This window comes from Actinacidiphila guanduensis, from assembly GCF_900103985.1.
Classification (GTDB): domain Bacteria; phylum Actinomycetota; class Actinomycetes; order Streptomycetales; family Streptomycetaceae; genus Actinacidiphila; species Actinacidiphila guanduensis.
This window is the reverse complement of record NZ_FNIE01000002.1, coordinates 216,464-241,491: the sequence shown is the minus strand read 5'-3', so window position 1 is coordinate 241,491 and position 25,028 is coordinate 216,464. Positions and strand designations below refer to the sequence as shown.

Below are 25,028 nucleotides of genomic sequence, written 5' to 3'. Positions count from 1 at the left end.
CGGCGAGAGTGCGTGCCAGACCCCGCCGACCAGGCGGGATTTGTCAGACACACCCTAGGGGTGCCCGGACCGGCCGGATCGGGGCTCCACCCGCTGGTCAGGGCTCCGGCGTCCGGTCAGGGCTCCGGCGGCGAGAAGACCACGAGGACCCTGAGGTCCTCGCTGATGTGGTGGAAGCGGTGCGGGGTGCGGGCCGGTACGTAGACGACGCTGCCGCGGGCCACGGTGGTGGTCTCCTCCCCCACGGTGATCGAGGCCCGGCCGCTGACCACGACGTACACCTCGTCCTGTTCGTGCGGCTGCTGCGGGTCGCTCTGCCCGGCCTGGAGCGCGTACAGACCCGCGGACATGTGGGGCTCGCGCAGGAAGCGCAGGTACGCGCCCTGGTTCGCGGCACGCTCCGCGTCCAGGTCGTCCAGCCGGAACACCTTCATCGCCACTCCTCCGCTGCGGTACGGCCACGGTTCGGTCCCGTCCCTTGTGCGGGTGCTCGGACCTGCGACGATCACACCATGAAGAATTTCCTCGTCAAGACCCTGGCCAACGCCGGGGCCCTCGGCGTGGCGACCTGGGTGATCAAGGACATCACGCTCACCGGTGACTCCACCGCGCGCAAGGTGCTCTCGCTCATACTCGTCGCGCTGATCTTCGGCCTGGTGAACTGGCTGGTCAAGCCCGTGGTGAAGGTGCTGTCCTTCCCGCTGTTCATCCTCACCCTCGGCCTGATCACGCTGGTGGTGAACGCGCTGATGCTGCTGCTCACCTCGTGGCTGGCCGGCAAGCTCAGCCTCGACTTCCACGTGCACGGGTTCTGGACGGCCGTGGTCGGCGCCCTGATCGTCAGCATCGTCTCCTGGGCGCTGCACGTCGTACTCCCGGACGACGAGTGAGCGCCGCGGCATCGGGCGACAGCACCCGCAGCGTCCACGCCGGGCGGCCGCCGGCCACCGCGTACGAGCCCTCGCTGCCGGGCCCGGTCTTCGTCTCGCACTACCACCTGCCGGGCGAGCCGGTCGGCCCTTACACCTACGGGCGCGACGACAACCCCACCTGGGACGCCTTGGAGGCGGCCATTGCCGAGCTGGAGGCGCCCGGCGACGAGGCGGCCACCACCCTCGCCTTCGCCTCCGGCATGGGCGCCGTCTCCGCGGTGCTGCTCTCGCAGGTGTCCGCGGGCCAGGCGGTCGTGCTGCCCGCCGACTGCTACCAGACCACCCGCGCGCTCCAGGGCCGCCTGGAGTCCTACGGGGTCGAGGTGCGGCTGGCGCCCACCGCGGGCGACGCCCAGCTGGAGGTGCTGGAAGGCGCCCGGCTGCTGTGGCTGGAGACCCCGTCCAACCCCGAGCTGGACGTGTGCGACATCCGGCGGCTGGCCGACGCCGCCCACGCGGCGGGCGCCCTGGTCGCGGTGGACAACACCCTGGCCGGCCCGCTCGGCCAGCGCCCGCTCGCGCTCGGCGCCGACTTCTCGGTGGCCAGCGGCACCAAGGCGCTCAGCGGCCACGGCGACCTGCTGATGGGCTACGTCACCACCCGCGACCCCGAGCTGGCCGCCTCCGTACGGCTGTGGCGCAAGACCGTGGGGGCGATCCCCGGCCCGATGGAGGCGTGGCTCGCGCACCGCTCCCTCGCCACGCTCGCCCTGCGGGTGGACCGCCAGGCGGAGAACGCGCTCGCGCTCGCCCGGGCGCTGCTGGAGCGGCCCGAGGTCACCGGGGTACGCCACCCCGGGCTGCCCACCGACCCGTCGTACCCGCTCGCCTCCCGGCAGATGCGGCGCTTCGGCCCCGTGGTGTCCTTCACCCTGCCGGACCGCGAGCACGCCGAACGCTTCCTGGCCGCGCTGCGGATGACCTCGGAGGCGACCAGCTTCGGCAGCGTGCAGAGCACCGCCGAACGGCGGGCCCGCTGGGGCGGCGACGCGGTCGCGCCGGGCTTCGTGCGCTTCTCGGTGGGCGTCGAGGACCCGCAGGACATCGTCGCCGACGTCACCCGCGCGCTGGACGCGGCGCTCAGGGAAGCGGCAGGCGGCGGCACCGGCAGTTCACAGCACGGCAACTGAAGGGTGCGGGGGACGTTTGCCCCCGCGTCCTTCGCGGCAGACCTCAGGCATGCCCCCGGACACGCACCCCAGTCCCACCACCCGCCCGGTGGTCAAGCGCACCGCCCGCGCCATCATCCTCGACGGCGACCAGCTGGTCCTGATCAAGCGGACCAAGCCCGGCATGTCTCCTTACTGGCTGACGCCCGGCGGCGGCGTCGAGGAGGAGGACGCCGACGTGCTCTCCGCCCTGCACCGGGAGATCGACGAGGAGCTCGGCGGGAAGATCACCGACGCCGTGCCCGCCTTCATCGACACCGTCGAGCACATCACCGAGGACGGCGCGCACGGCGTGAAGGTGCAGTACTTCTTCGCCTGCCGGCTCGCCTCGATGGACCTCGACCGGCGGCACGGCCCCGAAGTCGAGGCGCCCAGCGGCGAGTACGAGGTCGTACGGGTGCCCTTCACCCGGGTCGGCCTGGCGTCGGTGGAGGTGGTGCCGCTCACCCTGCGGCACTACCTGGACGCCAACATCGAGGGCGTGCTCGGCCTCCTCGGCGACGACCTGGGCTGACGGCGGCGGCCCCGCCACCGAGCGCGGCCGCCGATGTTCCACGTGGAACACGCACGGTGACGAGTGAGCCACCGCGCCCGCCCCACCTCCCCGGCCGCGCGCGGCGCCGCGCCCGCCGTGTTCGGCGCCGGCGCTGCCGCTGCGGGGCCCGGGGCTCAGTGCCAGCCGGGGAAGCCCCCGGGCACCGGAGCCTGCGGATCGTAGGGCTCGCGTGTGAACACGAAGGACCCGAGGTCGAGATGGCCGACCGAGCCGTCCGCCCGGCGCACCACCCGCAGCGTCTCCCCGGCGTAGTAGCCCTCCAGGCCGGTCCAGGTGCCGTCCGGTTCCACGTGGAACCGGGTGCCGCGGCCCTGCCCGCCCATCCGGCGCAGCTCGGGCTGCCCGCCGACCACCCTGAGCAGGAAGCCCGCGGTGCCCCAGTACCAGGGGCCGGTCAGCTCCACCAGCGCCGGGTCCAGGTCCTCGGCGGGCTGCCAGGGCGCGGGGAAGGGCGGCTCGGCCTCGTCGGCGATCCGCATCAGGTCGACCGCGAGGTCGCTCACCGCGGGGCCCGAGGTGCAGTTGGCCAGCGCGATCCCGGCACTGCGGCGCTCGGTGCTCACCCACAGCGCGGCCAGGAAGCCGGGCATGGAGCCGGTGTGGCCGGCCAGCGCCCACCCGTTGCGGCGCAGCAGCTGCAACCCCAGCCCGTAGCCGCCGTCCGGCTGGCTGGTGTCGGCGGGGGCGGCCGACTCCCGCATGTCGGCGAGCGTCCCCGCGGCCAGTACGCCGTCGTGGCCGGCGGCGAGGAAGGCCGCCCAGCGCGAGAGGTCCGCGGTGGTCGACCACAACTCGCCCGCCGGCGCCATCCGCCCGGTCTGCTGGACGGCCTCCGGCACCATGGCGTCGGCCAGCGGATGGACGGCGAACCCACCGGCGGCCGGCGGCTGCGGCCGCAGCGAGGTCCGGTCCATGCCCAGCGGATCGAGCACCTCCTCCTGGAGCACCTCGCCCCAGGAGCGGCCCCGCACCTCCTCCACCAGGGCGCCGAGCAGGGCGAATCCGGGGTTGGAGTAGTGGTGGCGGCGGCCGGCCGGGTGCTTGACGGGAGCGGGGCCGAGGATGTCGGCGAGCTCCGGCCGCAGCTCGCCGGGGGTGCGCTCCCACCAGGGGCCGGGCGTCTCGGAGGCCAATCCGGCGGTGTGCGCGAGCAGTTGGCCGACCGTCACCCCGGGCACCGACAGCCCGCCCAGGTGCACGCCGATCGGGTCGGTCAGCTCCAGCCGGCCCTCGTCCCGCAGCCGCATCACCAGCACGGCGACGAAGGTCTTGGTGATCGAGCCGATCCGGTACTGGGTGCCGGCGTCCGGCGCGTGCCCCTCGACCATGCTCGCGGACCCGTTCCAGACCATCCGGCCGTCCCGGACGAGCGCGGCGCTCACCGAGGGCGCCCGGCCCGCGGCCTGCTCCACGGCGACGCGGTGCATCAGCGCCCGCCGGGTACCGGGCAGCAGCCCGTCCTGGTACGCCTGCGGGGAGTCGGTTCCAGCGGTCACTCGCGCCCTGCCCTTCCGCCGTCCCGTCCACCGGGCACGGCACCTGATCGACATGCGCCTCGACCGTACCCCGCCGGGGTCCGCCGGGCCGCCGGACGGGGGTTACGGCGCTCTTCGCAGTCAGAGGTGCAGGAGTGGTCTGAAACCGCCGGCCTCGAGTATTGACCGGGCGATGCAGCCGGTCAGGTTTCGGAACCCGAGCGCCGAGCCGCGGAGGTGTTCGAGCCGCCCGTCGATGGACTCGGTGGTCAGCCGGCCGGACACAGGCGGAGAACCGGTCGCTCCCTCAGCGGGGCGGTAGGTGGCACGGGGCGCAGGGGCGCAGTCACGTCCCGGAGTTCAGATGAGCCGGCGTTCGGCCAGGCTGCGCCCGGTCCGCTCGATCGCGTCGGGGATCGGTCGCAAGGGGTGTCCGAGGAGGGTCTCGGCGGTGGTGCGGTCGAAGCGCTGTTTCTGGCCGATCAGCCATCGGTTGTCGCGCAGTTGGGGCTCGAACACGCTGGCGAGCCTGGTGAACCAGGTCGGCATCGCCCGTGCGGGCACCTTCCGGCTCACTTCGGGAAGGCGTTCGCGGATGACTCCGGCGACCTCGATGAGCGACATCGGGTCGGTGGCGACGATCGTGCGGCGACCGGCGGCACTCGCGAAGGTCATTGCGGCGATGTGGGCGTCGGCGACGTCCCGCACATCGACCCACGGAAGCCGAAGGTCGGGAATCATCGGAAGCGCCCCGGACATGATCTGCTGGATCGCGGTGACCGAGGTCCCAGGATCGTTCGTCAGGAGTGGCCCGATCACCGCGCCCGGGTTGATGACTGCGAGCCAGTCCGGGACTCCACGTTGCTGGACAAGCTCCCGCGCGGCCCGCTCGGCCTTGACCTTCGAGACGGTGTACGCGTTGAGGCGCGGGTCGTCCGGGTCGGTCCAGTCGGCATCGGTGTAGACGTGCCCTCTGGGTGCGCGGGCGAACTGCATCGTCGCCAACGCCGAGGTCATGACCACTCGCTCCACGCCCGCATCCAGTGCCGCCCCGACCGCTCGGATTGCCCCCTCGACGGCGGGACGGATCAGCTCGTCCGGGTCTTTCGGTTTTGCCAGCACGAACGGGGAGGCCACATGCAATACGTATCGGCATCCGTCGACCGCTTCCGCCCACCCCTGATCCGACAACAAGTCGAGCCGGCAGATCTCGAACTCTGCGGTGTCGACGCCGGCTGCCGCCATCGCCGCATGCACCTCGCCGCTACGAGAGGGCGACCTCACCGAGCCACGTACCGCGTATCCGCGCCGCAACAGCTCGGCCGCGGTGTGACCACCGATGAACCCCGAGATGCCCGTGACCAGCACCATGTCCGACATAGCCACTCCATCCATCATCTTGACAGCGAGCAGTTTACGAATCATCTGCTCACTGTCAAGATGAGGGGATGGGCAAGGAACCACTCACCGGGGATCAGTACCATCACGGCAACCTGCGCGCCGCGCTGCTCGACAGCGCGCTCGTCGTGCTGACCGAGAAAGGTGTCGCCGGGTTCAGCATGCGCGAAGCCGCGCGACGGGTGGGGGTGTCGCAGTCTGCTCCCAAGCATCACTTCGGTGACGCGCGCGGGCTCCTCGGTGCGCTCGCGACCCGCGCCTACCGGCAACTCTGCGATCGGCTCGAATCACTCGAACTCGCTGGGCTCGATGCGCGAGGGCGTGTCACGCGCATTGCCGCGGAGTACGTCGCCTTCGCAGGTGAGAACCGTGCCCTGTTCGACCTGATGTGGCGGATGACCCAGTTCGACTTCACCGCACCCGAACTGGCCGAACAGAAGCACCGCGCCCTCCGCGCTCTGGATCGCAGCCTGCGCGGCGAGGACGCCGAACCCGCGGCTTCCGACACCGACCCCGCACTGCTGCCGAGCTACGCGGTCTGGTCTCTCGTGCACGGGTACACGACCCTCGCGTTGGAAGGTGCCATCGACAGCAGCAACCCCGATCCGCTGAACAGCGACCTGCTTCCCGCCATGCTCGCGCTTCTCGACGTGTCCGGCCCTCCGCGGACGAGCCTTCCGTAGGAGGGTGGGGGCGCCCCGGCCCGGCTCGCCCCGGCCCTCGGAGCGCTCCCACACCAACTGCCGGTCAAGGCAAGCGGTTTCGCCGATCGGCCTTTGTCGGAAAGGTTGACACCCCCTCGGGCGGGCGTGACTATCACGACGATCAGAGAGCGCTCTCAGCAGCGCACCCGCACCCGCACCCGCACCCGCACCCGCACCCGCACCCGCACCCGCACCACTGTCGGTCCCCCCAACAGCGAGCCGCACCCCGACACACAGGAGCACTCACATGAGGGTCACCCCACAAGGGCTCTCCGTCAGCCGTAAACGTTTCCGACGATCACCGCAGGCCGTCCTGCTGCTCGCCCTGGTGCTCATCGCCTCGGCGTACCTCTCCCTCGTCCCGACCTCCTCCCACGCGGCCACCCCGCAGCTGCTCTCCCAGGGCAAGCCGGCCACCGCCTCCTCGGTCCAGGACGCCTTCACCGCGAACGCGGCCGTGGACGGCGACACCGGCACCCGCTGGTCGAGCGCCGCCGCCGACCCCCAGTGGCTCCAGGTCGACCTCGGCTCCGTGCAGCCGATCACCCAGGTCGTCCTCAACTGGGAGACGGCCTACGGCAAGGCGTTCAAGATCCAGACCTCGAACGACGCCGCAAGCTGGACCGACATCTACTCCACCACCACCGGCACCGGCGGCACCCAGACCCTGAACGTCACCGGCTCGGGTCGCTACGTGCGGATGTACGGCACCCAGCGCGGCACCCAATGGGGCTACTCCCTGTGGGAGTTCCAGGTCTACGGCGGCTCCGGTGGCGGCACCCCGCCCGCAACATGCGGCACCACCACCGCCGCCCTGGGCAAGCCGGCCACCGCGTCCTCGGTCGAGAACGACGGCACCCCCGCCTCGGCCGCCTTCGACGGCAACGCCGGCACCCGCTGGTCGAGCGCGGCCTCCGATCCGCAGTGGATCCAGGTCGACCTCGGCAGCTCGCAGAGCATCTGCGGCGCCCAGCTGACCTGGGAGACCGCGTACGCGAAGGCGTACCAGATCCAGGTCTCGGACAACGGTTCCACGTGGAACACGGTGTACTCCACGACCAGCGGCGCCGGCGGCACGGAGAACCTCAGCTTCACCGCCACCGGCCGCTACATCCGCATGTACGGCACCCAGCGGGCCACCCAGTGGGGCTACTCCCTCTGGGAGTTCACCGTCCTGACCCCCGGCGGCACCGGCACCCCGCCCGGCGGCGGCAACGGCGACTGCCCGTGGGTCGGTTCCACCGCTCCGGTCGCGACCCGTGTCTCGCAGGTCATGGCCCAGATGACCAACGCCGAGAAGGTCTCGATCCTGCACGGCAACAACGCCTCCTCGCCGTACATCGGCAACATCAACGGCATCCCGTCGCTGTGCATCCCGGCGCTCGGGCTCCAGGACGGCCCGCACGGCGTGGGCGACGGACTCGGCGGCGTCACCCAGATGCCGTCCGCGAACGCCTCGGCGGCCACCTGGGACGAGGCGCTGGAGCAGCAGTACGGCGCCGCGATCGGCGCCGAGTTCGCCGGCAAGGGCGCGCAGGTGGCGCTCGGCCCGACGCTGAACATCGTCCGCGACCCGCGCTGGGGCCGGGCGTTCGAGACGTTCGGCGAGGACCCGTACCTCAACGGGAAGATGGCCGCCGCCGACATCCGGGGCATCCAGAGCCAGGGCGTGATGGCCGAGATGAAGCACGTGGCCGTCTACAACATCGAGAACCCGGCCGGCACGGTCATCGTCGACAACCGCACGCTGCAGGAGCTGTACCTGCCGGCGTTCCAGGCGGCCGTGGAGCAGGGCTCGCCGGCGGCGGCGATGTGCGCGTACAGCGTCGTCAACAACGTGCCCGCCTGCCAGAACCCGGCGCTGATGAACGTCGGGCTGTACCAGCAGGCGAACTTCGGCGGCTTCATCACCAGCGACTGGGGCGGCACGCACTCCACGCAGGACTCCGCGAACGCGGGCCTGACGGTGGAGATGCCCAACGGGTACTTCTACGCCGACTTCCTCGCCCAGGCCGTGGCCAACGGCACCGTCAGCCAGGCCACCCTGGACACGATGGTCAGCCGGCTGCTCACGCAGTACTTCGCCTTCGGCCTGTTCGACAAAGCGCCCAGCGGCAACCGGGACGCCACCGTCACCACCGCGGCGCACCAGCAGGTCGCGCTCCAGGGTGCCGAGGAGGGCACGGTGCTGCTGAAGAACAACGGCATCCTGCCGCTGTCCACCTCCACCACCAAGTCCATCGCGGTGATCGGCTGGGACGGCGGGGCCGGTGTGCAGACCATCGGCGGCGGCAGCGCCACCACCACGAGTTCCGGCACGGTCTGGCCGATCACCGGCATCCAGAACCGGACCGCGGGCACCGGCACCACGGTGACCTACAACGACGCGACCGACCTCAACTCCGCGGTCACGCTCGCCCGCACCTCCGATGTCGCGATCGTCTTCGCCTCCGACAACTACGGCAACGAGGAGCACGACACCACCACGCTCGACCTGCCGAACAACGGCGGCAGCTCGGTGGCCGACAACGACATGATCGCCCAGGTGGCGGCGGCGAACCCGCACACCATCGTGGTGCTCAACAACAACTCGGCGATCAACATGCCGTGGCTCAACCAGGTGGCGGGCGTCTTCGAGGCGTTCTACCCCGGCCAGGAGTACGGCACGGCCATCGCCTCGCTGCTCTTCGGTGACGTGAACCCCTCCGGCAAGCTGCCGGTCACCTTCCCCAAGTCGCTCGCCGACGTGCCCGCGAACACCGCGGCGCAGTGGCCGGGCACCAATGGGCAGGTGCAGTACAGCGAGGGCCTGGACGTCGGGTACCGCTGGTACGACGCGAAGAACATCACACCGCTCTACCCGTTCGGGTACGGCCTGTCCTACACCTCGTACGGCTTCTCCAACCTGCAGGTGGGGGCGCTGTCCGGGGGGAACGCGACCGTGCACGCCACGGTCACCAACACCGGGTCGCGGGCCGGCACGGACGTGGTGCAGCTCTATGTCGGCGATCCGGCGTCCACCGGTGAGCCGGTGCACCAGCTGCGCGGCTTCCAGCGCGTCACGCTCAACCCGGGCCAGTCGCAGACGGTCACCTTCACCGTCAGCACGCACGACCTGGCCTACTGGAACACCTCGAGCAGCAACTGGACCACCGCGGCCGGCACCTACCAGATCCTGGTCGGCGACTCCTCGCGGAACCTGCCGCTGACCGGCACCGTCACTGTGCCGACGACCGTCAACGGCAACCTGGCCGCCTCGATCGCCCCGAAGGCGGCCGCGGCGGGCACCGGGACGGCCGCGGCGCCGCTCACCCTGAGCAACCCGCACGGGATGAGCAGCCCGGTGCACAAGAAGGTGGACTGGGCGCTGGACGGCAGGACGTCGGGCGCCACCTACACCGCGACGGGGCTGCCGCCGGGGATCTCCCTGGCGGCAGACGGCACCTTCACCGGCGCGGCGAGCAAGGCGGGCACCTGGACGGTGACGGTCACCGGCCGGAACACGGCGGGCTCGCAGGGCTCGGTGACGTTCGTCTGGACGGCCATCTGACGGCTCCCGCCTGGTGGTGCATGGGCGTCCCCGGAGCTCCGGTTCCGGGGACGGCCCCTTTTCGGTGCCGCACCCGCGGTGCGGAGGCGTTTCCTCCGGGCGAGCGGAATGACAGCATCGTGGGTATGCGCGAGGTGCACGAGGCGGTGGCGCCGCTACTGGCGGAGTTCACCGGCAGGTTGGCGGACGTCGTCTCCCCGGTCGCGGTCTGGGCGCACGGCTCGCTCGCCCTCGGCGACTTCCGGCCCGGTATCAGCGATCTCGACCTCATCGCGGTCGTCGGCGCCGCTGCGGACGATGCCCAGCAGGACGCCCTCACGCACCTGCACCGATCGCTTGAGGCGCGCTTCCCGCCGGCGGAGAAGCTGCACTGCTCGTACCTGGCCCGCGACGCGCTCGCCGACACCCGGGCGCGGCATGTGACGTGGGCGCACCGCCGGCTGTTCGCCCGGCCGGTGACGGAGGTGACGCGGCGGGAGCTGCACAGCGGCGGCCTGGTCCTGCTCGGCCCGCCGCCGGGCAGGCTGCTGCCGCCGGTGAGCGACGCCGAACTGGCCGCCTTCGTACGGGCGGACCTGCGGGACTTCTGGCTGCCGGCGACGGCGGCCCCGCTGCGCTGGCTGCAGGACGTCTGGGTCGACCTCGGCATGCTCACCCTCGCCCGGGCCACGGTGACCCTCGCGGACGGCCGGCTCCTGACCAAGGGCCAGGCGCTGGACACCCTGACCGCGATGAACGCGCCGCCTTCCGTCGTCGCCGACATCCGCGCCCGCCGCTACGCCACCCCTCTCCCCCTCACCCTCCCCGCCCGCCTCCACCGCGCCCACACCACCCGCCGCTACCTCCGCCGCACCCTGAAGTCCACGCTGTCCGCCCCCTCCTGACGCAGACGCGGCACCGATCCGCCACCGCCCACTCCCGCCTCCCGGCAGCACCCCGCCGAGCCCGCCGCCTGCCGCGAGGGTCACGCTGCCGACGTGCCCGTCAGGCCCCCCTTGGCGCTCTGGCGCCCGCCGTGTCGGCCCGCGGCGGCGCGCTGGGTCACAGAGCGAGCAGGACGCGGCCGAAGGGGCCGCCCTCGGCCAGCAGGCGCTGCGCCTCGAAAGCCTTCTCCAGCGGGAAGACCTGCGCCACCTTCGGGTGGAGCTCACCCTGTGCGACCAGGTCGAGCAGGGCCGCGTTGGCGGCGTTGACCTGCTCGGGGGTGAACAGGGCGAACCTGAATCCGTGGATGTGGGCGTTCTTCCAAATCAGGTCGGTCACGTTGATCTCGGCACGCACTCCAGCCGCGTAGCCGATGCTGACGAGGGTGCCGTCCACGGCCAACGAGCCGAGTGCCTCCCCGGTGACCGAACCCCCGATGCCGTCCAGCACGATGTCCACGCCGTTGCCGTCGGTCAGCCGCGCCACCCCTTCACGCAGCGACTCCTGCGTGAGGTCGATGACCTCATACCCTGCGGTCCGGCCCAGTTCCGCCTTCTCGGCGGTGGTGGCCGTGGTGATGGCCTGCGACGCGCCCAGGACACGGGCGACCTCCACGCCGCCCTGGCCGACCGCACCGCCGACGCCCGGCGCCAGTACGCTCCGGCCGCTGCGGAAACCCGCCAGCTCCTTCAGCGCCAGGTAAGCGGTCAGGTAACCGGCGCCGGTGGTCAGCGCGGCGGCGGTCTCGTCGTCGACGCCGTCCGGGATCGGCAGCAGATGGGCCGCGTCGACCGCGATGTACTCGGCCCACGAACCGTCGGTGCTCACCCCGTACCGTCCTCCGCTCAGCACGACACGGTCACCTGCGGCCAGCCCCGAGGCGCCGGGCTCCTCGACCCGCCCCACACCGAAGCCACCCGGCCGGATCGGCAGCGGCTTGTGCAGGGCGGGTGCGAGCTTTCCCGAACGCACGGTCTCGTCCAGCGGGTTGACCCCGGCCACCGACATCCTGACGAGCACCTGCCCCTCGGTGGGCACCGGCCGGGGCCTCTCGCGCAGCTCCAGTACGTCATAGCCGCCGAACCGGTCGTATTCGATCGCGCGCATGGCCCGCTCCTCACCTCGACCTCACCGATCGGCCGGGTGACCGATGGCTCATAGCCTGAAAGAAGCGTAACCATTTTGATTCTGTTCCTCAAGTGGCCGGGTGGACTCCGCCCCCAAGTCGACTTCGCCCTACGCCTCAGGTGGCCAACGGCCCACTGGTCTTCTGGCCCGACCGGCCGACTTCCGTGTCGTGAACCCGGTTCGGTCCTCCGAGGGTGAGGCCGGTTCCTGCGAGGAATCCGTTGAGCGTCGGCGGCCGGCGCCGCGATGAGGACACAGCGACGCGGAAAGGGTCACTCAGACGCGGAACCGACAGGCCGGCTCACGTCTGGGCCATGTCGACGAAGCGGGAGTAGTGGCCCTGGAAGGCGACCGTGATCGTGGCGGTGGGGCCGTTGCGGTGTTTGGCGACGATCAGGTCGGCCTCGCCCGCGCGGGGGGACTCCTTCTCGTAGGCGTCCTCGCGGTGGAGGAGGATCACCATGTCGGCGTCCTGCTCGATGGAGCCCGACTCGCGCAGGTCGGAGACCATCGGCTTCTTGTCGGTGCGCTGCTCGGGGCCGCGGTTGAGCTGGGAGAGGGCGATCACCGGGACCTCCAGCTCCTTGGCGAGGAGCTTGAGGTTGCGGGACATGTCCGAGACCTCCTGCTGGCGGCTCTCGGGGCGGCGCGAGCCGCCGGACTGCATCAGCTGGAGGTAGTCGATGACCACCAGCCGCAGGTCGTTGCGCTGCTTGAGCCGGCGGCACTTGGCCCGGATCTCCATCATCGACAGGTTCGGCGAGTCGTCGATGTAGAGCGGCGCCTCGGTGACGTCCGACATCCGCCGGGCCACCTTCGTCCAGTCGTCGTCCGTCATCGTGCCCGAACGCATGTGGTGCAGCGCCACCCGCGCCTCCGCCGACAGCAGCCGCATCGCGATCTCGTTGCGCCCCATCTCCAGCGAGAAGATGACGCTCGGCATCTTGTTCGCGATCGAGCACGTCCGCGCGAAGTCCAGCGCGAGCGTGGACTTGCCCATCGCCGGACGGGCCGCGATGACGATCATCTGGCCGGGGTGGAGGCCGTTGGTGAGGGAGTCCAGGTCGGTGAAGCCGGTGGGGACGCCGGACATCTGGCCGCTGCGCGAGCCGATCGCCTCGATCTCGTCGAGCGCGCCCTCCATGATGTCACTGAGCGGGAGGTAGTCCTCCGAGGTGCGCTGCTCGGTGACCGCGTAGATCTCGGCCTGCGCGTTGTTGACGATCTCGTCCACGTCGCCGTCTGCCGCGTACCCCATCTGGGTGATGCGGGTGCCGGCTTCCACCAGGCGGCGCAGCACGGCCCGTTCGTGCACGATCTCGGCGTAGAACTCCGCGTTCGCCGCCGTGGGCACCGCGTTGACGAGGGTGTGCAGGTAAGGGGCGCCGCCGATGCGGGCGATCTCGCCGCGCTTGGTGAGTTCGGCGGCGGTGGTGATCGGGTCGGCGGGCTCGCCGCGGGCGTACAGGTCGAGGATCGCGTTGTAGATCGTCTCGTGTGCCGGGCGGTAGAAGTCGGCGCCCTTGAGCACCTCCACGACGTCGGCGATCGCGTCCTTGGACAGGAGCATGCCGCCGAGCACCGACTGCTCGGCGTCCAGGTCCTGCGGCGGCACCCGCTCGAAGCCGCCGTTCTCGGCGAAGCGGCCCTCGTCCTGGCCGGGGCCGCGCTTGCGGAAGGGGCTGACCCCCGGGCGCTCCTCGGTCGCGCGGTCGCCCCAGCGGTCGTCGGCGGGTTCGGGTTGGCTCATTACCGCCACCTCCTCCCGTCCGGCGGGTCCGCCGGGACCTCGCGTGGGTGCCACTCTTTCACGGCGCCGCCGCCGTCCCGCGGCGACTTCACCCTTCGTCCTCAAAGCTCCCGGTGGTCGCGCGGGGCGGGTCGGGGGCTCCACGCTAGGCCCCCGCGCGGTGCGGACCAAGCCGGTTATCCACAGGGGGTGTGGACGGCGGCGACATACCTGTGGAGAACTGCCTCCAACCTGTGCACAGTCCTTGGGACGGGCCTGTGGACAAGCCGCGCCGCCCACCGGAAAAGCGCCCATGAGCTGCGGCTTCTTCGTCCATAGCCTGTGCAGGAGAAAAACTTCCGCCCCCGATACAAGATCATGACAAACGACACGGAGGAGATCACGCTGCGCAGTCGCAAGTAATGACCCAGGATGGTATTTGCCTGTTACTTGTGGACGGTTACGCTGTATCCCCGTGAGCCCTGTGAAGCCGGTCGCCGGTCCGCCCCTGCCGCAACGGCCCGACCGCCTTCCCGCGGCGGTCCGCCGCCGCCACGACCGCGAGATCCTCGCCCTCGCACTGCCCGCCTTCGGCGCCCTGGTGGCCGAACCCCTCTTCGTGATGGTCGACAGCGCGGTTGTCGGCCATCTCGGCACCGCCGAACTCGCCGGGCTCGGCGTGGCGGCCGCCCTGCTCACCACCGCCGTCAACATCTTCGTCTTCCTCGCCTACGCCACCACCGCCGCGGTGGCCCGCCGGGTCGGCGCCGGCGACCTGCCCGCGGCCCTGCGCCAGGGCATGGACGGCATCTGGCTCGCCCTGCTGCTCGGCGCCCTGCTGATCGCGGTGGTGCTGCCCACCGCCCCCGGCCTCGTCCACCTCTTCGGCGCGTCCCACACCGCGGCCCCGTACGCGGCGAGCTATCTGCGGATCAGCTCGCTCGGCATGCCCGCCATGCTCGTCGTGCTCGCCGCCACCGGCGTGCTGCGCGGCCTGCAGGACACCCGCACCCCGCTCTACGTCGCCGTCGCCGGCTTCACCGCGAACGCCGGCCTCAACGTGACCCTCGTTTACGGCGCCGGCCTCGGCATCGCCGGTTCCGCCTGGGGCACGGTGATCGCCCAGAACGCCATGGCCGCGGCCTACCTCACCATGGTGATCCGCGGTGCCCGCCACCGTACGCCGGACACGTGGCGGGCGATGCTGCGCCCGGACGCGGCCGGCATCCGCGCTTGCGCCCGGGCCGGCGTGCCGCTGCTGGTGCGGACGATCAGTCTGCGCGCGGTGCTGATGATCGCCACGGCCGTGGCGGCCCGGCTCGGCGACACCGAGATCGCCGCCCACCAGATCACCCTCACCGTCTGGTCGCTGCTCGCCTTCGCCCTGGACGCGATAGCGATCGCCGGCCAGGCCATCATCGGCCGCTACCTCGGTGCCGGCGATCCCACCGGGGCCCGTGCCGCCTGCACCCGCATGGTCCAGTGGGGTCTGGCCTGCGGCGCCGTGCTCGGGGTGCTGGTGGTGGCCGCCCGGCCGCTGATCGGCCCCGTCTTCAGCGACGACCCGGCCGTACGGCACGCGCTGGCGGCCGCCCTGCTGGTGGTCGCCCTCGCCCAGCCGGTCTGCGGTGTGGTCTTCGTGCTCGACGGCGTGCTCATGGGCGCCGGGGACGGCCCCTACCTCGCCTGGTCGATGCTGGTGACCCTCGCCGTCTTCGCCCCCGCGGCCTTCTGCGTGCCCGTGCTCGGCGGCGGGCTGACCGCGCTGTGGTGGGCGATGGGCCTGATGATGCTCACCCGGCTCGTGGCCCTGGTGCTGCGCTCCCGCTCGGGCCGCTGGGTGGTCACGGGCGCGACCCGCTGACCGCGTCCGCGTTGCCCACTCCACCCCGCTGACCGCAGGCGCGTTGCCACAAGCGGCGAGGCCCCACATCCCGAAGGCCCGAACCCCACCCCGCCGCCACGAGCCCGGCCCGTACACGAAACCCGCATACGAAATCCCCGCATGAACCCGCACACGAAAAGGGCCGGAGCCCTGCACAGGGGATCCGGCCCTTCGTGTTCCACGTGGAACAAAAGCGGCGCGTTACGCGGCCACGACCTCCAGGTCGAGGACGGCCTCGACCTCGGGGTGCAGCCGCACCGACACCTTGTGGGCGCCGAGCGTCTTGATCGGCACCGCGACCTCGACCCGGCGCTTGTCGACCACCGGACCGCCCGCGGCCTTGATCGCCGCGGCGATGTCCGCCGGGGTGATCGAGCCGAAGAGGCGGCCGGTGCCGCCGGCGCGGGTGCTCAGCTTGACCTTGACGGCCTGCAGCTGGGCCTTGACGGCGTTCGCGTCCTCCAGCGAGTGGATCTCGCGGATGCGGCGGGCGCGGCGGATCTGCTCGACGTCCTTCTCGCCACCCTTGGTCCACGCGATGGCGAAGCCGCGCGGGATCAGGTAGTTGCGCGCGTAACCCGGCTTGACGTCCACGACGTCGCCGGCAGCGCCGAGGCCACTGACCTCGTTGGTGAGGATGATCTTGGACATGGTCGGTCACCCTCTCCTTAGCGAGCCGTCGAGGTGTACGGCAGCAGCGCCATCTCGCGGCTGTTCTTCACCGCGGTGGCGACGTCGCGCTGGTGCTGCGTGCAGTTGCCGGTGACCCGGCGGGCACGGATCTTGCCGCGGTCGGAAATGAACTTCCGCAGCATGTTCGTGTCCTTGTAGTCCACGTAGACGGTCTTGTCCTTGCAGAAGGCGCAGACCTTCTTCTTCGGCTTCCGCGGGGGCGGCTTGGCCATGGTGTCTCTCCTATGCGATCAAGAAGTGTGAGGGTGTCGCCCTTAGAAGGGCGGCTCGTCCGAGTAGCCGCCGCCGGAGTTGCCGGAGCCGCCGCCCCAGCCGCCTCCGCCGCCCTGGCCGCCGCCGGCCGGCGCGCTGGTGGCCCACGGGTCGTCGGCGGGAGCACCGCCGCCGCCCTGCTGGCCACCCCAGCCGCCGCCACCGCCGCCGCCCTGGCTGCCACCGCCGTAGCCGCCCTGCTGGCCGCGCCCGCCACCGCCGCTGGTCTTGGTGACCTTGGCGGTCGCGCTGCGCAGGCTGGCGCCGACCTCGTCGACGTCCAGCTCGTAGACCGTGCGCTTGACGCCGTCGCGGTCCTCGTAGGACCGCTGCTTCAGGCGGCCCTGCACGATGACCCGCATGCCCCGCTGGAGGGACTCGGCGACGTTCTCCGCCGCCTGCCGCCAGACCGAGCAGGTGAGGAAGAGGCTCTCGCCGTCCTTCCACTCGTTGGTCTGCCGGTCGAAGGTGCGGGGGGTGGACGCGACGCGGAACTTCGCGACCGCGGCACCCGAAGGGGTGAAGCGCAGCTCGGGGTCGTCGACGAGATTGCCGACGACCGTGATGACGGTCTCGCCTGCCATGGGATGACCTCTCGAGTGCTGTGGGCAGTGCTGTTGGCCGCTGCTCGGACGTCCGGGCCCGGCGAACCGGTACGGCTAGTGGAGTTCCGGACGCAGGACCTTGGTCCGCATGACCGACTCGTTCAGGTTGAGCTGGCGGTCCAGCTCCTTGACGACGTCGGGCGTGGCCTTGAGGTCGACGACCGAGTAGATGCCCTCGGGCTTCTTGTTGATCTCGTAGGCGAGACGGCGACGGCCCCAGGTGTCGACCTTCTCCACGCTGCCGCCGCCGTTGCGGACGACGGACAGGAAGGACTCGATCAGCGGGGCGACGGCGCGCTCCTCGAGATCGGGGTCGAGGATGAGCATGAGCTCGTAATGACGCATAGGGGAACCCACCTCCTTTGGACTCAGGCGGCCACGGCGTTTCCGTGGCAGGAGGGTCGTACTTGCGTCGCAACGGTAGCGCGGGCCACTGACAGAGCCCTCGGCGCCGCCGTCACCCGGCGAAAGACCGGTGCAGACCGTACAGCCTACCCGGCTCCGTCCCCCGGGTTGAAATCCGTCCGCTTATGCCGCCAATCTGGATACATCGGGTGAAGGGGCGCTACTCGGCGCCACGTCTCCGTCACGGAGGTGCCCCATGGCACAACAGCAAGCGGCACGTACCCACCACCTCACCTTCAACACCGACGGCCGGCCCCATCCGCTGGAGAACTCCCTGGTCGTCGTCACCCTGGTGCTCGGCGTGATCGCCGTGGCCACGGCCGGCTTCCACCACCTGCACGTGACCAGCTCGGCGACGGGGCTCGCGGGCATCATCACCGGCGGCCTCGGCCAATACCTGTCGGCGACCACGGCCGAGCGGTTCGCCTTCGTCATCGGACTGGGCATGGCCGCGCTCGGCTTCTACCTCGGCATGGCGCACGGCGGCTTCTCCTGACCGGCCCCAGCACCCGCCCCAGTACCCGGCACCGTCATCCGGGGGCGCCACCGGACCGCAGGTAGTAGCGGCGGCGCTCCCCCCTCGCAGTAGGCTTCGGGCCAGAAAACCCGGCAGTCGTGAGCATGGGGAGCGCCCCGCATGAGCCTGACCCTGAGGACCATCACCCGCGAGCAGCATCTGGCGTACATCCAGAGCCTGCCGTCGGCGAGCCACTGCCAGGTCCCGGCATGGGCTGATGTGAAGAACGAGTGGCGCTCGGAGAACCTGGGCTGGATCGACGAGTCCACCGGCCGGATCGTCGGCGTCGGCCTGGTGCTCTACCGCCAGATCCCCAAGGTGAAGCGGTACCTGGCCTACCTGCCCGAGGGTCCGGTGATCAACTGGTACGCGCCCAACCTGGACGAGTGGCTGCAGCCGATGCTCAGGCATCTCAAGCAGCAGGGCGCGTTCACCGTGAAGATGGGCCCGCCGGTGATCATCCGCCGCTGGGACGCCACCGCGGTCAAGTCCGGCATCGCCAACCCCGACGTCACGCGGCTGCGGGACGTGGAGGCCACCTTCATCGAGCCGCGCGCCTTCGAGGTGGCCGAGCGGCTGCGCCGGATGGGCTGGCAGCAGGGCGAGGACGGCGGCGCCGGCTTCGGCGACGTGCAGCCGCGCTACGTCTACCAAGTGCCGCTGGAGAACCGCTCGCTGGACGACATCCTGAAGAACTTCAACCAGCTGTGGCGCCGCAACATCAAGAAGGCCGAGAAGGCCGGCGTCCAGGTGATCCAGGGCGGCTACGACGACCTGCCGGTCTGGCAGAACCTGTACGAGGTGACGGCCGCGCGCGACCACTTCCGCCCCCGCCCGCTGTCGTACTTCCAGCGGATGTGGACCGCGCTCAACGGCGAGGACCCCAACCGGATGCGGCTGTACCTGGCGATGCACGAGGGCGAGGCGGTGGCCGCGGCCACCATGCTCACCGTCGGCCGGCACGTCTGGTACTCCTACGGCGCCTCGGCCAACCACAAGCGCGAGGTGCGCCCCTCCAACGCGATGCAGTGGCGCATGCTGCGCGACGCGTACGCCATGGGCGCCAGCGTCTACGACCTGCGCGGCATCAGCGACTCGCTGGACGAGAAGGACCACCTGTTCGGCCTGATCCAGTTCAAGGTGGGCACGGGCGGCCAGGCTGCCGAATACTTGGGCGAGTGGGACTTCCCGCTCAACAAGCTGCTCCACAAGGCACTCGACCTCTACATGTCCCGCCGCTGACCGGTCGGCGCTCCGCCCGGCCGGGAGCCGGGCGTACCCCAACAGAAAGGTCCTGAGCAGGCGATGGCGCTCACCCTGTACGTCGACACCGCCCGCTGGCGCGCCCACCAGCAGTCGGTGGTCGACCAGTTCCCCGGCATCGTGCCGGTCTGCAAGGGGAACGGCTACGGCTTCGGCCATGAACGGCTCGCCGACGAGGCGACCCGGCTGCGCGCCGACATGCTCGCGGTCGGCACGACGTACGAGGCGGCCCGCATCAAGGACTTCTTCGGCGGCGACCTGCTCGTGCTCACCCCCTACCGGCTCGGCGAGGAGCCGGTGCCGCTGCCGGACCGGGCGATCCGCTCGGTCTCCTCGGTGGAGGGCGTGCGCGGCCTGGTGGGCGCGCGGGTGGTCATCGAGGTGATGAGCTCCATGCGCCGGCACGGTGTCGCCGAGGACGACCTGGTCAAACTGCACACGGCGATCGACGACGTCCGCCTGGAGGGCTTCGCCATCCACCTGCCGCTGGACCGGCCCGACGGCAGCGACGCGGTGGAGGAGGTCTTCACCTGGATGGAGCGGCTGCGCGCGGCCCGGCTGCCGCTGCACACGATGTTCGTCAGCCATCTGAAGGCCACCGAACTGGCGGCGCTGCAGCAGCAGTTCCCGCAGACCCGGTTCCGGGCCCGGATCGGCACCCTGATGTGGCTGGGCGACCACGACGCCACCGAGTACCGGGGTGCGGTGCTGGACGTCACGCGCATCGCCAAGGGCGAGCGGTACGGCTACCGGCAGGAGAAGGCGGCCGCCGACGGGCACCTGGTGGTCGTGGCCGGCGGCACCTCGCACGGCGTGGGCCTGGAGGCGCCCAAGGCGGTGCACGGACTGATGCCGCGCGCCAAGGGCGTGGCCCGGGCGGGCCTGGCCACGGTGAACCGGAACCTGTCGCCCTTCGTGTGGGCGGGCAAGCAGCGCTGGTTCGCCGAGCCGCCCCACATGCAGGTCTCGATCCTCTTCCTGCCGGGCGACGTTGCGCCGCCCGCGGTGGGCGACGAGCTGGTCGCGCACCTGCGGCACACCACCACGCAGTTCGACCGCGTGGTGGACCGCCAGTCGGTCTGAGCCCGACCGGGCCGGCGGGTCCGCCCGCGGGAGGCCCGTACGCCCGCGGAGACGAGAAGGCGGCCGCCCCGGCAAGGGGTGGCCGCCTTCTCGGTTCTGCGGTCCTCAGTGGGCCTCCATGGGCTTCCGCGGGCGCCTGCGGAGCCTCGTACGGGCTCGTACGGGCCTCCCGGGCGCCCCTGCGCGCCCGTTCAGAGGCCCTGCTCGCCGCCGCTGCCCGCGTGCCGCGGCTCGTGCGCGGGGGCGCCCAGCGTGAAGACGTCCCGGGCCCCGTCGAGCACGCCGCCGGCCGGGTCGTCGGCACCGTCCTGCCGCAGCACGTCGTAGTCCGGCAGCAGGATGTCGCGCACCACCAGGGCGCAGAGGTAGAGCACGCCGAGCAGGTGGATGCCGATCGCCAGGTGATAGGCGTCGGCGGTCAGCCCGTGGTGCTTGGGGCCGGTGACGTAGGCCAGCCGGTACCAGATGCCCAGGAAGTACAGCACCTCGGCGGCCTGCCAGATCAGCAGGTCGCGCCAGCGGGGCCGGGCGAGCACGGCCAGCGGCAGCAACCAGAGCACGTATTGCGGGGAGTAGACCTTGTTGCTGACCAGCAGCGCGGCCACCACGAGGAAGGCCATCTGGCCGACCCGGGGCCGGCGCGGGGCGTACAGCGCGAGGGCGGCGATGCCGACGCACAGCAGCAGCATCAGCGCGGTGCCGTACTCGTTCACCCCGCTCAGCGAGTCGCCGGAGCGCTCCTTGATGATCAGCCACAGCGAGCCGTAGTCCGTGGTGCGGGACTGGCTGAAGGAATAGAACTGCGCCCAGCCGTGCGGGGCGAAGGCGATCACCGGCAGGTTCACCACGAACCAGGCGCCGGCCGCCGCGCCCAGCGCCGCGCCGAACTGCCGCAGCCGCCCGGCCCGCAGGCACAGGACGAACAGCGCGCCGAGCAGCAGCACCGGGTAGAGCTTGGCGGCGGTGGCCAGGCCGATCAGGACGCCGGCCCAGCCCGGGCGGCCGCGCGACCAGAGCATCAGGCCGGCGGCGGCCAGCGCGACGGCGAACAGGTCCCAGTTGATCGTGGCGGTCAGCGCCAGCGCGGGGGACAGGGCGACGAACAGGCCGTCCCAGGGGCGCCGCCGGTTGGTCCTGGCCACGCAGACCACGAGCACGACCGCGCAGATCATCAGCATCCCGGCGTTCACCAGCCAGTACACCTGGGCGCTGTGCGGGTCGGTGCCGGCCGGGGTGAGCCAGGAGGCGACCTCCATGAAGAGCCCGGTGAGCACCGGGTACTCCAGGTAGTGGATGTCGCCGTTCTGGCTGAGCGAGACGGGGATCTTGTCGAAGTACGGCACCAGGTCGGCGGCGAAGCCGCGCTGGGTGTACAGGTGCGGGATGTCGGAGTAGCAGGCGTGGATGTACTGCCCGTCGCCGGCCTGGAACCAGCCGGTGGAGTAGCAACTCGCCTTCTGCACCATGCCGAGGGCGAACATGCCGACGACCACCAGGACCATCACCCGCAGCGGGTTCCACCAGCGGTGGCCGGAGCGCGCCCACCGGCCGGCGGGGCCGCCGATGAACTCGCTGCCCGTCGCGGCCAGCGGATCGTCGTCCGTGGGGCGCACGGGGATGTCCCGCCGGTCGTCCTCTTCGCGGTGGCGAACGCTCGTCATGGCGCCATCCTGCCGTACGGGGCTGTGCGGGCCTAAGCCCCGGGCCGCAGTCGGCCGGGCCGGGGGCGCTCGGGGAGCCGCGGGCGCCCCTTCGACGCGACAGGCCCCGCGGGCTGTGCCACGGGGCCTGTCGGATAAACGTGCGGGGGGGGACGCTACGGGGTGCCGCCCCCGCCGCCCGGCCCCTTCCCGCCGGTGCCCCCTCCGTTGCTGGTGCCAGTGGGCGCGGTGGTGGTCGGCGAGGAGGTCGGGCCGCCGTTCCCGCCGCCGTTGGAGGAGCAGAACAGGCCGCACGGCGGGGTGTAGGTGTCGGTCGGGCTGGCCGGCGGCGTGGTCGCCGGCGGCGTGGTGGTGGCCGGCGGCGGCGTCGTGCTCGGCGGCGGCGTGGTGACGGTCGGCGTCGCGGTCATCGTGGGCGTCGGCAGCGGGGCGCCGGGCTCGTTCTGCGGCGGGCCGATCTTCGTCGCCTTCGGGAAGCCGGCGTCGGGCATCCCGCCGAGCGCGACCTTCATGTAGTCGGTCCAGATCGTCGCCGGGATGTCACCACCGTGCACGGAGGAGTTGCCGCCGGTGCCGGACATCGGCAGCAGCTCCTTCTTCTTGGTGTCCTGCCGGAACATCACGACCGTGGTGGACAGCTGCGGGGTGTAGCCGTCGAACCAGGCGGACCGGGTGCCGCCGGGGCTGTCGGTGGTACCCGTCTTGCCGGCCGCGGTGCGGTGCAGGCCGAGCGCCACCGTACCGGTGCCGTGCTGGACCACGTTCTGCAGCACGTTGGTCACGGTGTTGGCGATGTTCGGGTCGAAGACCTGGTGCGGCTTGGGCTTCTGGAAGCCGGCCACGTCGTTGCCGTCGTGCTGGACCCGGGTGACGGAGTACGGGTCGACCTGGACGCCGGACTTGGCGAAGGTGGCGTAGGCGTCGGCCATGCGGATCGCGCTCGGTGTCGAGGTGCCGATGGAGAACGAGGGCACCAGCGAGGCCATGCTGTCGTTGTTCAGCAGGCCGGCCTTGATCGCGGTGGCCCTCACCTTGTCCAGGCCGACGTCCTCGCCGAGCTGGACGAACGGGCTGTTGATCGAGTTCTGCATGGCCACCTTCAAGGTGAGGTAGCCGGGCATCGAGTTGTCCTCGTTCTTCTGCCGGAACGGCTGCCCGTCCTTGTCGAGGACCGGCTGCCCGTTGTGGTCCTTGATCACGATCTCGTCGTCGGCGTTGTACTTGCTGTCCGGCGTGATCGGTTTGCCGCCGCTGTGGTTCGTGCCGTACGTCATGGCCGCGGTGAGCACGAAGGGCTTGAACGTCGATCCGACCGGGACACCGGAGGTGTCGGCGTTGTTGTTGAACTCGTTGTGCTCGTAGCCGGCGCCGCCGTAGATGGCCACGATCGCGCCGTCGCCCGGCACCACCGACGCGGCGCCGAACTGCACATTGGAATCCGCGTCCGTGCCCTTGTACTGGGGGTCCGAGCCCAGGTAGGGGTGCGAGCCGCCGGGTTTGATGTTCTTCTTGCGGACCTTGTCGACGGCCTGGTTCAGGGCGTCGACGTCCTTCTTCTTGAACGTCGTGTAGATCTGGTAGCCGCCGCGGTCCAGGTCCTGGGCGGTGATCTGCGGTTTGGAGTGCTGCTCGACGTACTGGTTGGCCGTCGCCACCAGGTAGCTGATCTGCCCGGTCATGCCGACCTGCGCCTTGGGGCCCTGCGGCATCGGGAACTTGGTGTACTTCGCCCGCTCGCTCGCCGACATGTGGCCGAACCTGACCTCGTTGTCGAGGATCGAGGCCCAGCGGAACTTCGCCCGGGCGGTGTTCGCCGCCGCGGTCGCCGCCGGGTCGATGCCGGTGTTGCCGTTCGGGTCGTAGTACGTCGGGCCCTTGAGCAGGGCCGCGAGCACCGCGCACTGGCTGGGGTCGAGCTGCTCGGCGTTGACCCCGTAGTACGTCTGCGCGGCGGCCTGGATGCCGTAGGCGCCGCGGCCGAAGTACGAGGTGTTCAGGTAGCCGGTGATGATGTCGTCCTTGCTGACCTTCGCACCGACCTTGATCGAGATGAAGAGCTCCTTGAACTTGCGGCTGACCGTCTGCGACTGGTCGAGCATGGAGTTCTTCACGTACTGCTGGGTGATCGTCGAGCCGCCCTGGGTCTCGCCGCCGCGGGCCATGTTGTACAGCGCGCGGGCGATACCCATCGGGTCGACGCCCTTGTCCGTCTCGAAGGTCTTGTTCTCGGCCGAGATCACCGCGTAGCGCATCGCCTTGGGGATCTGGTCGTAGGTGATGTTCTGCCGGTTCACCTGGCTGCCGCCGGCCGCGACCATCCGGGTGCCGTCCGCCCAGTAGTAGACGTTGTTCTGCGCGGTGGCGATCTTGTTGACGTCGGGGATGTCCACCATGGCGTAGGCGATGCCCGCCACGCCGATGATGGTGCCGACGAAGCCGACGAACACCGCGGTCACCTGGCGCCAGGAGGGCATCCAGCGGCGCCAGCCCTCCTTGCCGAACCGCGGGTAGTCGATGAACCGCTTCTTGCCGGGGCCGCGACCGGGGCCGCGGCCGCCCGGGCCGGTCCCGCCGGGCCCGCTGCCCGCGCCGGCCCTGCGGCGGCTGCCGCCGCCGCGGCCCTGGGCGGCGCGGCGGGCGGCGGCCCGGCCCTCGTAGGGCTGGTCGCCCGAGGCCGGGCCCGTACCGGCGCCGGACGCGGCGGACGGCGGGCCGTCGGCGTACCCGCCGGAGCGGGAGCCCGTCGAGCGGGGGCCTGCTGCGGAGGACCCCCCGCTCGCCGGGCCGGCGGCGCGCCGTCCACCACCGGAGGGAGGGGGCGTCGGCGGCTGTCCCCCGCGTCGGGCGGCAGCACGGCCGCCGGATGGCGACTGCGGCGGCTTGCGACGGTGCTCGCTCATTGAACAGCTACTCCTCGACAGGCGGGACTGCCTGCAGGCATCGATGACATTGCGGTCGGGTCCCCCTTCGCGCGGCCGGATTCGGCCGCACCGCACCAAGGATCATGACGCCGCCTGGCGCCACAGGGTTCCCGGTGCTCTGCATGGCGAACAGAGTACGCACGGTCAAAAGTCGATCCGCGCGAACATCCATCGCAAA

General features: G+C 71.2%; 21 protein-coding genes. 10 read left to right on the top strand and 11 right to left on the bottom strand.

The window, feature by feature from the left end:
• Nucleotides 1–116 precede the first annotated feature (116 nt).
• The gene (locus BLR33_RS04340) at nt 117–434 is read right to left on the bottom strand and encodes a cupin domain-containing protein (RefSeq protein WP_093782920.1); all 318 of its coding nucleotides are present in this window, start codon (nt 432–434) and stop codon (nt 117–119) included.
• A gap of 78 nt (nt 435–512) precedes the next feature.
• Between BLR33_RS04340 and BLR33_RS04335 the strand changes: the two genes are divergently transcribed.
• The 3 genes from BLR33_RS04335 to BLR33_RS04325 are packed head-to-tail and all read left to right on the top strand — an operon-like array spanning nt 513 to nt 2,615.
• Entirely contained in the window at nt 513–890 is a 378-nt protein-coding gene (locus tag BLR33_RS04335) for a phage holin family protein (RefSeq protein WP_093782919.1), read from the top strand.
• Entirely contained in the window at nt 887–2,062 is a 1,176-nt protein-coding gene (locus BLR33_RS04330; RefSeq protein WP_093782918.1) for a cystathionine gamma-lyase, read from the top strand. Before BLR33_RS04335 ends, BLR33_RS04330 begins: the two co-directional genes overlap by 4 nt.
• A gap of 49 nt (nt 2,063–2,111) precedes the next feature.
• The gene (locus BLR33_RS04325) at nt 2,112–2,615 is read left to right on the top strand and encodes an NUDIX domain-containing protein (RefSeq protein ID WP_093782917.1); all 504 of its coding nucleotides are present in this window, start codon (nt 2,112–2,114) and stop codon (nt 2,613–2,615) included.
• 155 nt (nt 2,616–2,770) lie between these two features.
• Here the strand turns inward: BLR33_RS04325 and BLR33_RS04320 are convergent, their stop codons facing one another.
• Nucleotides 2,771–4,084 (bottom strand): serine hydrolase domain-containing protein, encoded by a 1,314-nt coding sequence (locus BLR33_RS04320; protein WP_245771202.1) that lies wholly within the window; start codon nt 4,082–4,084, stop codon nt 2,771–2,773.
• A 408-nt stretch (nt 4,085–4,492) separates the two neighbouring features.
• Nucleotides 4,493–5,557: an NAD-dependent epimerase/dehydratase family protein gene (locus BLR33_RS04315; RefSeq protein WP_245771149.1), complete on the bottom strand. Its 1,065-nt coding sequence runs from the start codon at nt 5,555–5,557 to the stop codon at nt 4,493–4,495.
• 23 nt (nt 5,558–5,580) lie between these two features.
• On the opposite strand from BLR33_RS04315, the gene BLR33_RS04310 reads away from it, so the two are divergent.
• From BLR33_RS04310 to BLR33_RS04300, 3 genes are all read left to right on the top strand, one after another.
• A complete protein-coding gene (locus tag BLR33_RS04310) occupies nt 5,581–6,213 on the top strand; it encodes a TetR/AcrR family transcriptional regulator (protein WP_093782915.1) in 633 nt (210 codons plus the stop codon).
• A gap of 268 nt (nt 6,214–6,481) precedes the next feature.
• Nucleotides 6,482–9,784 carry a discoidin domain-containing protein gene (locus tag BLR33_RS04305; protein WP_093782914.1) on the top strand — a complete coding sequence of 1,101 codons (3,303 nt, stop codon included), beginning with the start codon at nt 6,482–6,484 and terminating at the stop codon, nt 9,782–9,784.
• A gap of 125 nt (nt 9,785–9,909) precedes the next feature.
• Entirely contained in the window at nt 9,910–10,668 is a 759-nt protein-coding gene (locus BLR33_RS04300) for a nucleotidyltransferase domain-containing protein (protein WP_093782913.1), read from the top strand.
• A 157-nt stretch (nt 10,669–10,825) separates the two neighbouring features.
• On the opposite strand, the gene BLR33_RS04295 is transcribed toward BLR33_RS04300, so the two are convergent.
• Nucleotides 10,826–11,815: a quinone oxidoreductase family protein gene (locus tag BLR33_RS04295; RefSeq protein WP_093782912.1), complete on the bottom strand. Its 990-nt coding sequence runs from the start codon at nt 11,813–11,815 to the stop codon at nt 10,826–10,828.
• A gap of 322 nt (nt 11,816–12,137) precedes the next feature.
• A complete protein-coding gene (gene dnaB, locus BLR33_RS04290) occupies nt 12,138–13,586 on the bottom strand; it encodes a replicative DNA helicase (protein ID WP_093782911.1) in 1,449 nt (482 codons plus the stop codon).
• Between the two features lie 487 nt (nt 13,587–14,073).
• Here dnaB and BLR33_RS04285 point away from each other — a divergent pair, with 487 nt between their 5' ends.
• Nucleotides 14,074–15,429, top strand: coding sequence for an MATE family efflux transporter (locus tag BLR33_RS04285; protein ID WP_093783251.1), 1,356 nt, complete (start codon nt 14,074–14,076; stop codon nt 15,427–15,429).
• Between the two features lie 222 nt (nt 15,430–15,651).
• On the opposite strand, the gene rplI is transcribed toward BLR33_RS04285, so the two are convergent.
• The 4 genes from rplI to rpsF form a co-directional block, all read right to left on the bottom strand.
• Complete coding sequence (rplI, locus tag BLR33_RS04280; protein WP_093782910.1) at nt 15,652–16,101, bottom strand: 50S ribosomal protein L9; 450 nt, start codon at nt 16,099–16,101, stop codon at nt 15,652–15,654.
• A 17-nt stretch (nt 16,102–16,118) separates the two neighbouring features.
• On the bottom strand, nt 16,119–16,355 hold the full coding sequence (gene rpsR / locus BLR33_RS04275) for a 30S ribosomal protein S18 (protein ID WP_031512678.1): 237 nt from the start codon (nt 16,353–16,355) through the stop codon (nt 16,119–16,121).
• A 42-nt stretch (nt 16,356–16,397) separates the two neighbouring features.
• Nucleotides 16,398–16,979, bottom strand: coding sequence for a single-stranded DNA-binding protein (locus BLR33_RS04270; protein ID WP_093782909.1), 582 nt, complete (start codon nt 16,977–16,979; stop codon nt 16,398–16,400).
• A gap of 75 nt (nt 16,980–17,054) precedes the next feature.
• The gene (gene rpsF, locus BLR33_RS04265) at nt 17,055–17,345 is read right to left on the bottom strand and encodes a 30S ribosomal protein S6 (protein ID WP_093782908.1); all 291 of its coding nucleotides are present in this window, start codon (nt 17,343–17,345) and stop codon (nt 17,055–17,057) included.
• A gap of 256 nt (nt 17,346–17,601) precedes the next feature.
• Between rpsF and BLR33_RS04260 the strand changes: the two genes are divergently transcribed.
• The 3 genes from BLR33_RS04260 (at nt 17,602) to BLR33_RS04250 (ending at nt 20,268) form a co-directional block, all read left to right on the top strand.
• Complete coding sequence (locus tag BLR33_RS04260) at nt 17,602–17,901, top strand: hypothetical protein (RefSeq protein WP_093782907.1); 300 nt, start codon at nt 17,602–17,604, stop codon at nt 17,899–17,901.
• 141 nt (nt 17,902–18,042) lie between these two features.
• Complete coding sequence (locus BLR33_RS04255; protein ID WP_093782906.1) at nt 18,043–19,164, top strand: lipid II:glycine glycyltransferase FemX; 1,122 nt, start codon at nt 18,043–18,045, stop codon at nt 19,162–19,164.
• A 63-nt stretch (nt 19,165–19,227) separates the two neighbouring features.
• Nucleotides 19,228–20,268 (top strand): alanine racemase, encoded by a 1,041-nt coding sequence (locus BLR33_RS04250; RefSeq protein WP_093782905.1) that lies wholly within the window; start codon nt 19,228–19,230, stop codon nt 20,266–20,268.
• A gap of 191 nt (nt 20,269–20,459) precedes the next feature.
• Here BLR33_RS04250 and BLR33_RS04245 read toward each other — a convergent pair whose 3' ends face one another.
• Together BLR33_RS04245 and BLR33_RS04240 are read right to left on the bottom strand one after the other, a co-directional pair.
• Nucleotides 20,460–21,929, bottom strand: a complete 1,470-nt coding sequence (locus BLR33_RS04245; RefSeq protein ID WP_093782904.1) for a glycosyltransferase family 87 protein — start codon at nt 21,927–21,929, stop codon at nt 20,460–20,462.
• A 155-nt stretch (nt 21,930–22,084) separates the two neighbouring features.
• On the bottom strand, nt 22,085–24,829 hold the full coding sequence (locus tag BLR33_RS04240) for a transglycosylase domain-containing protein (RefSeq protein ID WP_176930119.1): 2,745 nt from the start codon (nt 24,827–24,829) through the stop codon (nt 22,085–22,087).
• Between the last annotated feature and the right edge of the window lie 199 nt (nt 24,830–25,028).

What these genes read in the sequence shown, in the direction of transcription:
- BLR33_RS04320 (WP_245771202.1), bottom strand. Translation starts at nt 4,084, where the DNA reads ATGCACCGCGTCGCCGTGGAGCAGGCCGCGGGCCGGGCGCCCTCGGTG.
- BLR33_RS04250 (WP_093782905.1), top strand. Translation starts at nt 19,228, where the DNA reads ATGGCGCTCACCCTGTACGTCGACACCGCCCGCTGGCGCGCCCACCAG.
- BLR33_RS04300 (WP_093782913.1), top strand. Translation starts at nt 9,910, where the DNA reads ATGCGCGAGGTGCACGAGGCGGTGGCGCCGCTACTGGCGGAGTTCACC.
- BLR33_RS04310 (WP_093782915.1), top strand. Translation starts at nt 5,581, where the DNA reads ATGGGCAAGGAACCACTCACCGGGGATCAGTACCATCACGGCAACCTG.
- rpsR (WP_031512678.1), bottom strand. Translation starts at nt 16,355, where the DNA reads ATGGCCAAGCCGCCCCCGCGGAAGCCGAAGAAGAAGGTCTGCGCCTTC.
- rplI (WP_093782910.1), bottom strand. Translation starts at nt 16,101, where the DNA reads ATGTCCAAGATCATCCTCACCAACGAGGTCAGTGGCCTCGGCGCTGCC.
- BLR33_RS04255 (WP_093782906.1), top strand. Translation starts at nt 18,043, where the DNA reads ATGAGCCTGACCCTGAGGACCATCACCCGCGAGCAGCATCTGGCGTAC.
- BLR33_RS04240 (WP_176930119.1), bottom strand. Translation starts at nt 24,829, where the DNA reads ATGAGCGAGCACCGTCGCAAGCCGCCGCAGTCGCCATCCGGCGGCCGT.
- BLR33_RS04305 (WP_093782914.1), top strand. Translation starts at nt 6,482, where the DNA reads ATGAGGGTCACCCCACAAGGGCTCTCCGTCAGCCGTAAACGTTTCCGA.
- BLR33_RS04245 (WP_093782904.1), bottom strand. Translation starts at nt 21,929, where the DNA reads ATGACGAGCGTTCGCCACCGCGAAGAGGACGACCGGCGGGACATCCCC.
- BLR33_RS04325 (WP_093782917.1), top strand. Translation starts at nt 2,112, where the DNA reads ATGCCCCCGGACACGCACCCCAGTCCCACCACCCGCCCGGTGGTCAAG.
- BLR33_RS04270 (WP_093782909.1), bottom strand. Translation starts at nt 16,979, where the DNA reads ATGGCAGGCGAGACCGTCATCACGGTCGTCGGCAATCTCGTCGACGAC.
- rpsF (WP_093782908.1), bottom strand. Translation starts at nt 17,345, where the DNA reads ATGCGTCATTACGAGCTCATGCTCATCCTCGACCCCGATCTCGAGGAG.
- BLR33_RS04295 (WP_093782912.1), bottom strand. Translation starts at nt 11,815, where the DNA reads ATGCGCGCGATCGAATACGACCGGTTCGGCGGCTATGACGTACTGGAG.
- BLR33_RS04260 (WP_093782907.1), top strand. Translation starts at nt 17,602, where the DNA reads ATGGCACAACAGCAAGCGGCACGTACCCACCACCTCACCTTCAACACC.
- BLR33_RS04340 (WP_093782920.1), bottom strand. Translation starts at nt 434, where the DNA reads ATGAAGGTGTTCCGGCTGGACGACCTGGACGCGGAGCGTGCCGCGAAC.
- dnaB (WP_093782911.1), bottom strand. Translation starts at nt 13,586, where the DNA reads ATGAGCCAACCCGAACCCGCCGACGACCGCTGGGGCGACCGCGCGACC.
- BLR33_RS04315 (WP_245771149.1), bottom strand. Translation starts at nt 5,557, where the DNA reads ATGATTCGTAAACTGCTCGCTGTCAAGATGATGGATGGAGTGGCTATG.
- BLR33_RS04335 (WP_093782919.1), top strand. Translation starts at nt 513, where the DNA reads ATGAAGAATTTCCTCGTCAAGACCCTGGCCAACGCCGGGGCCCTCGGC.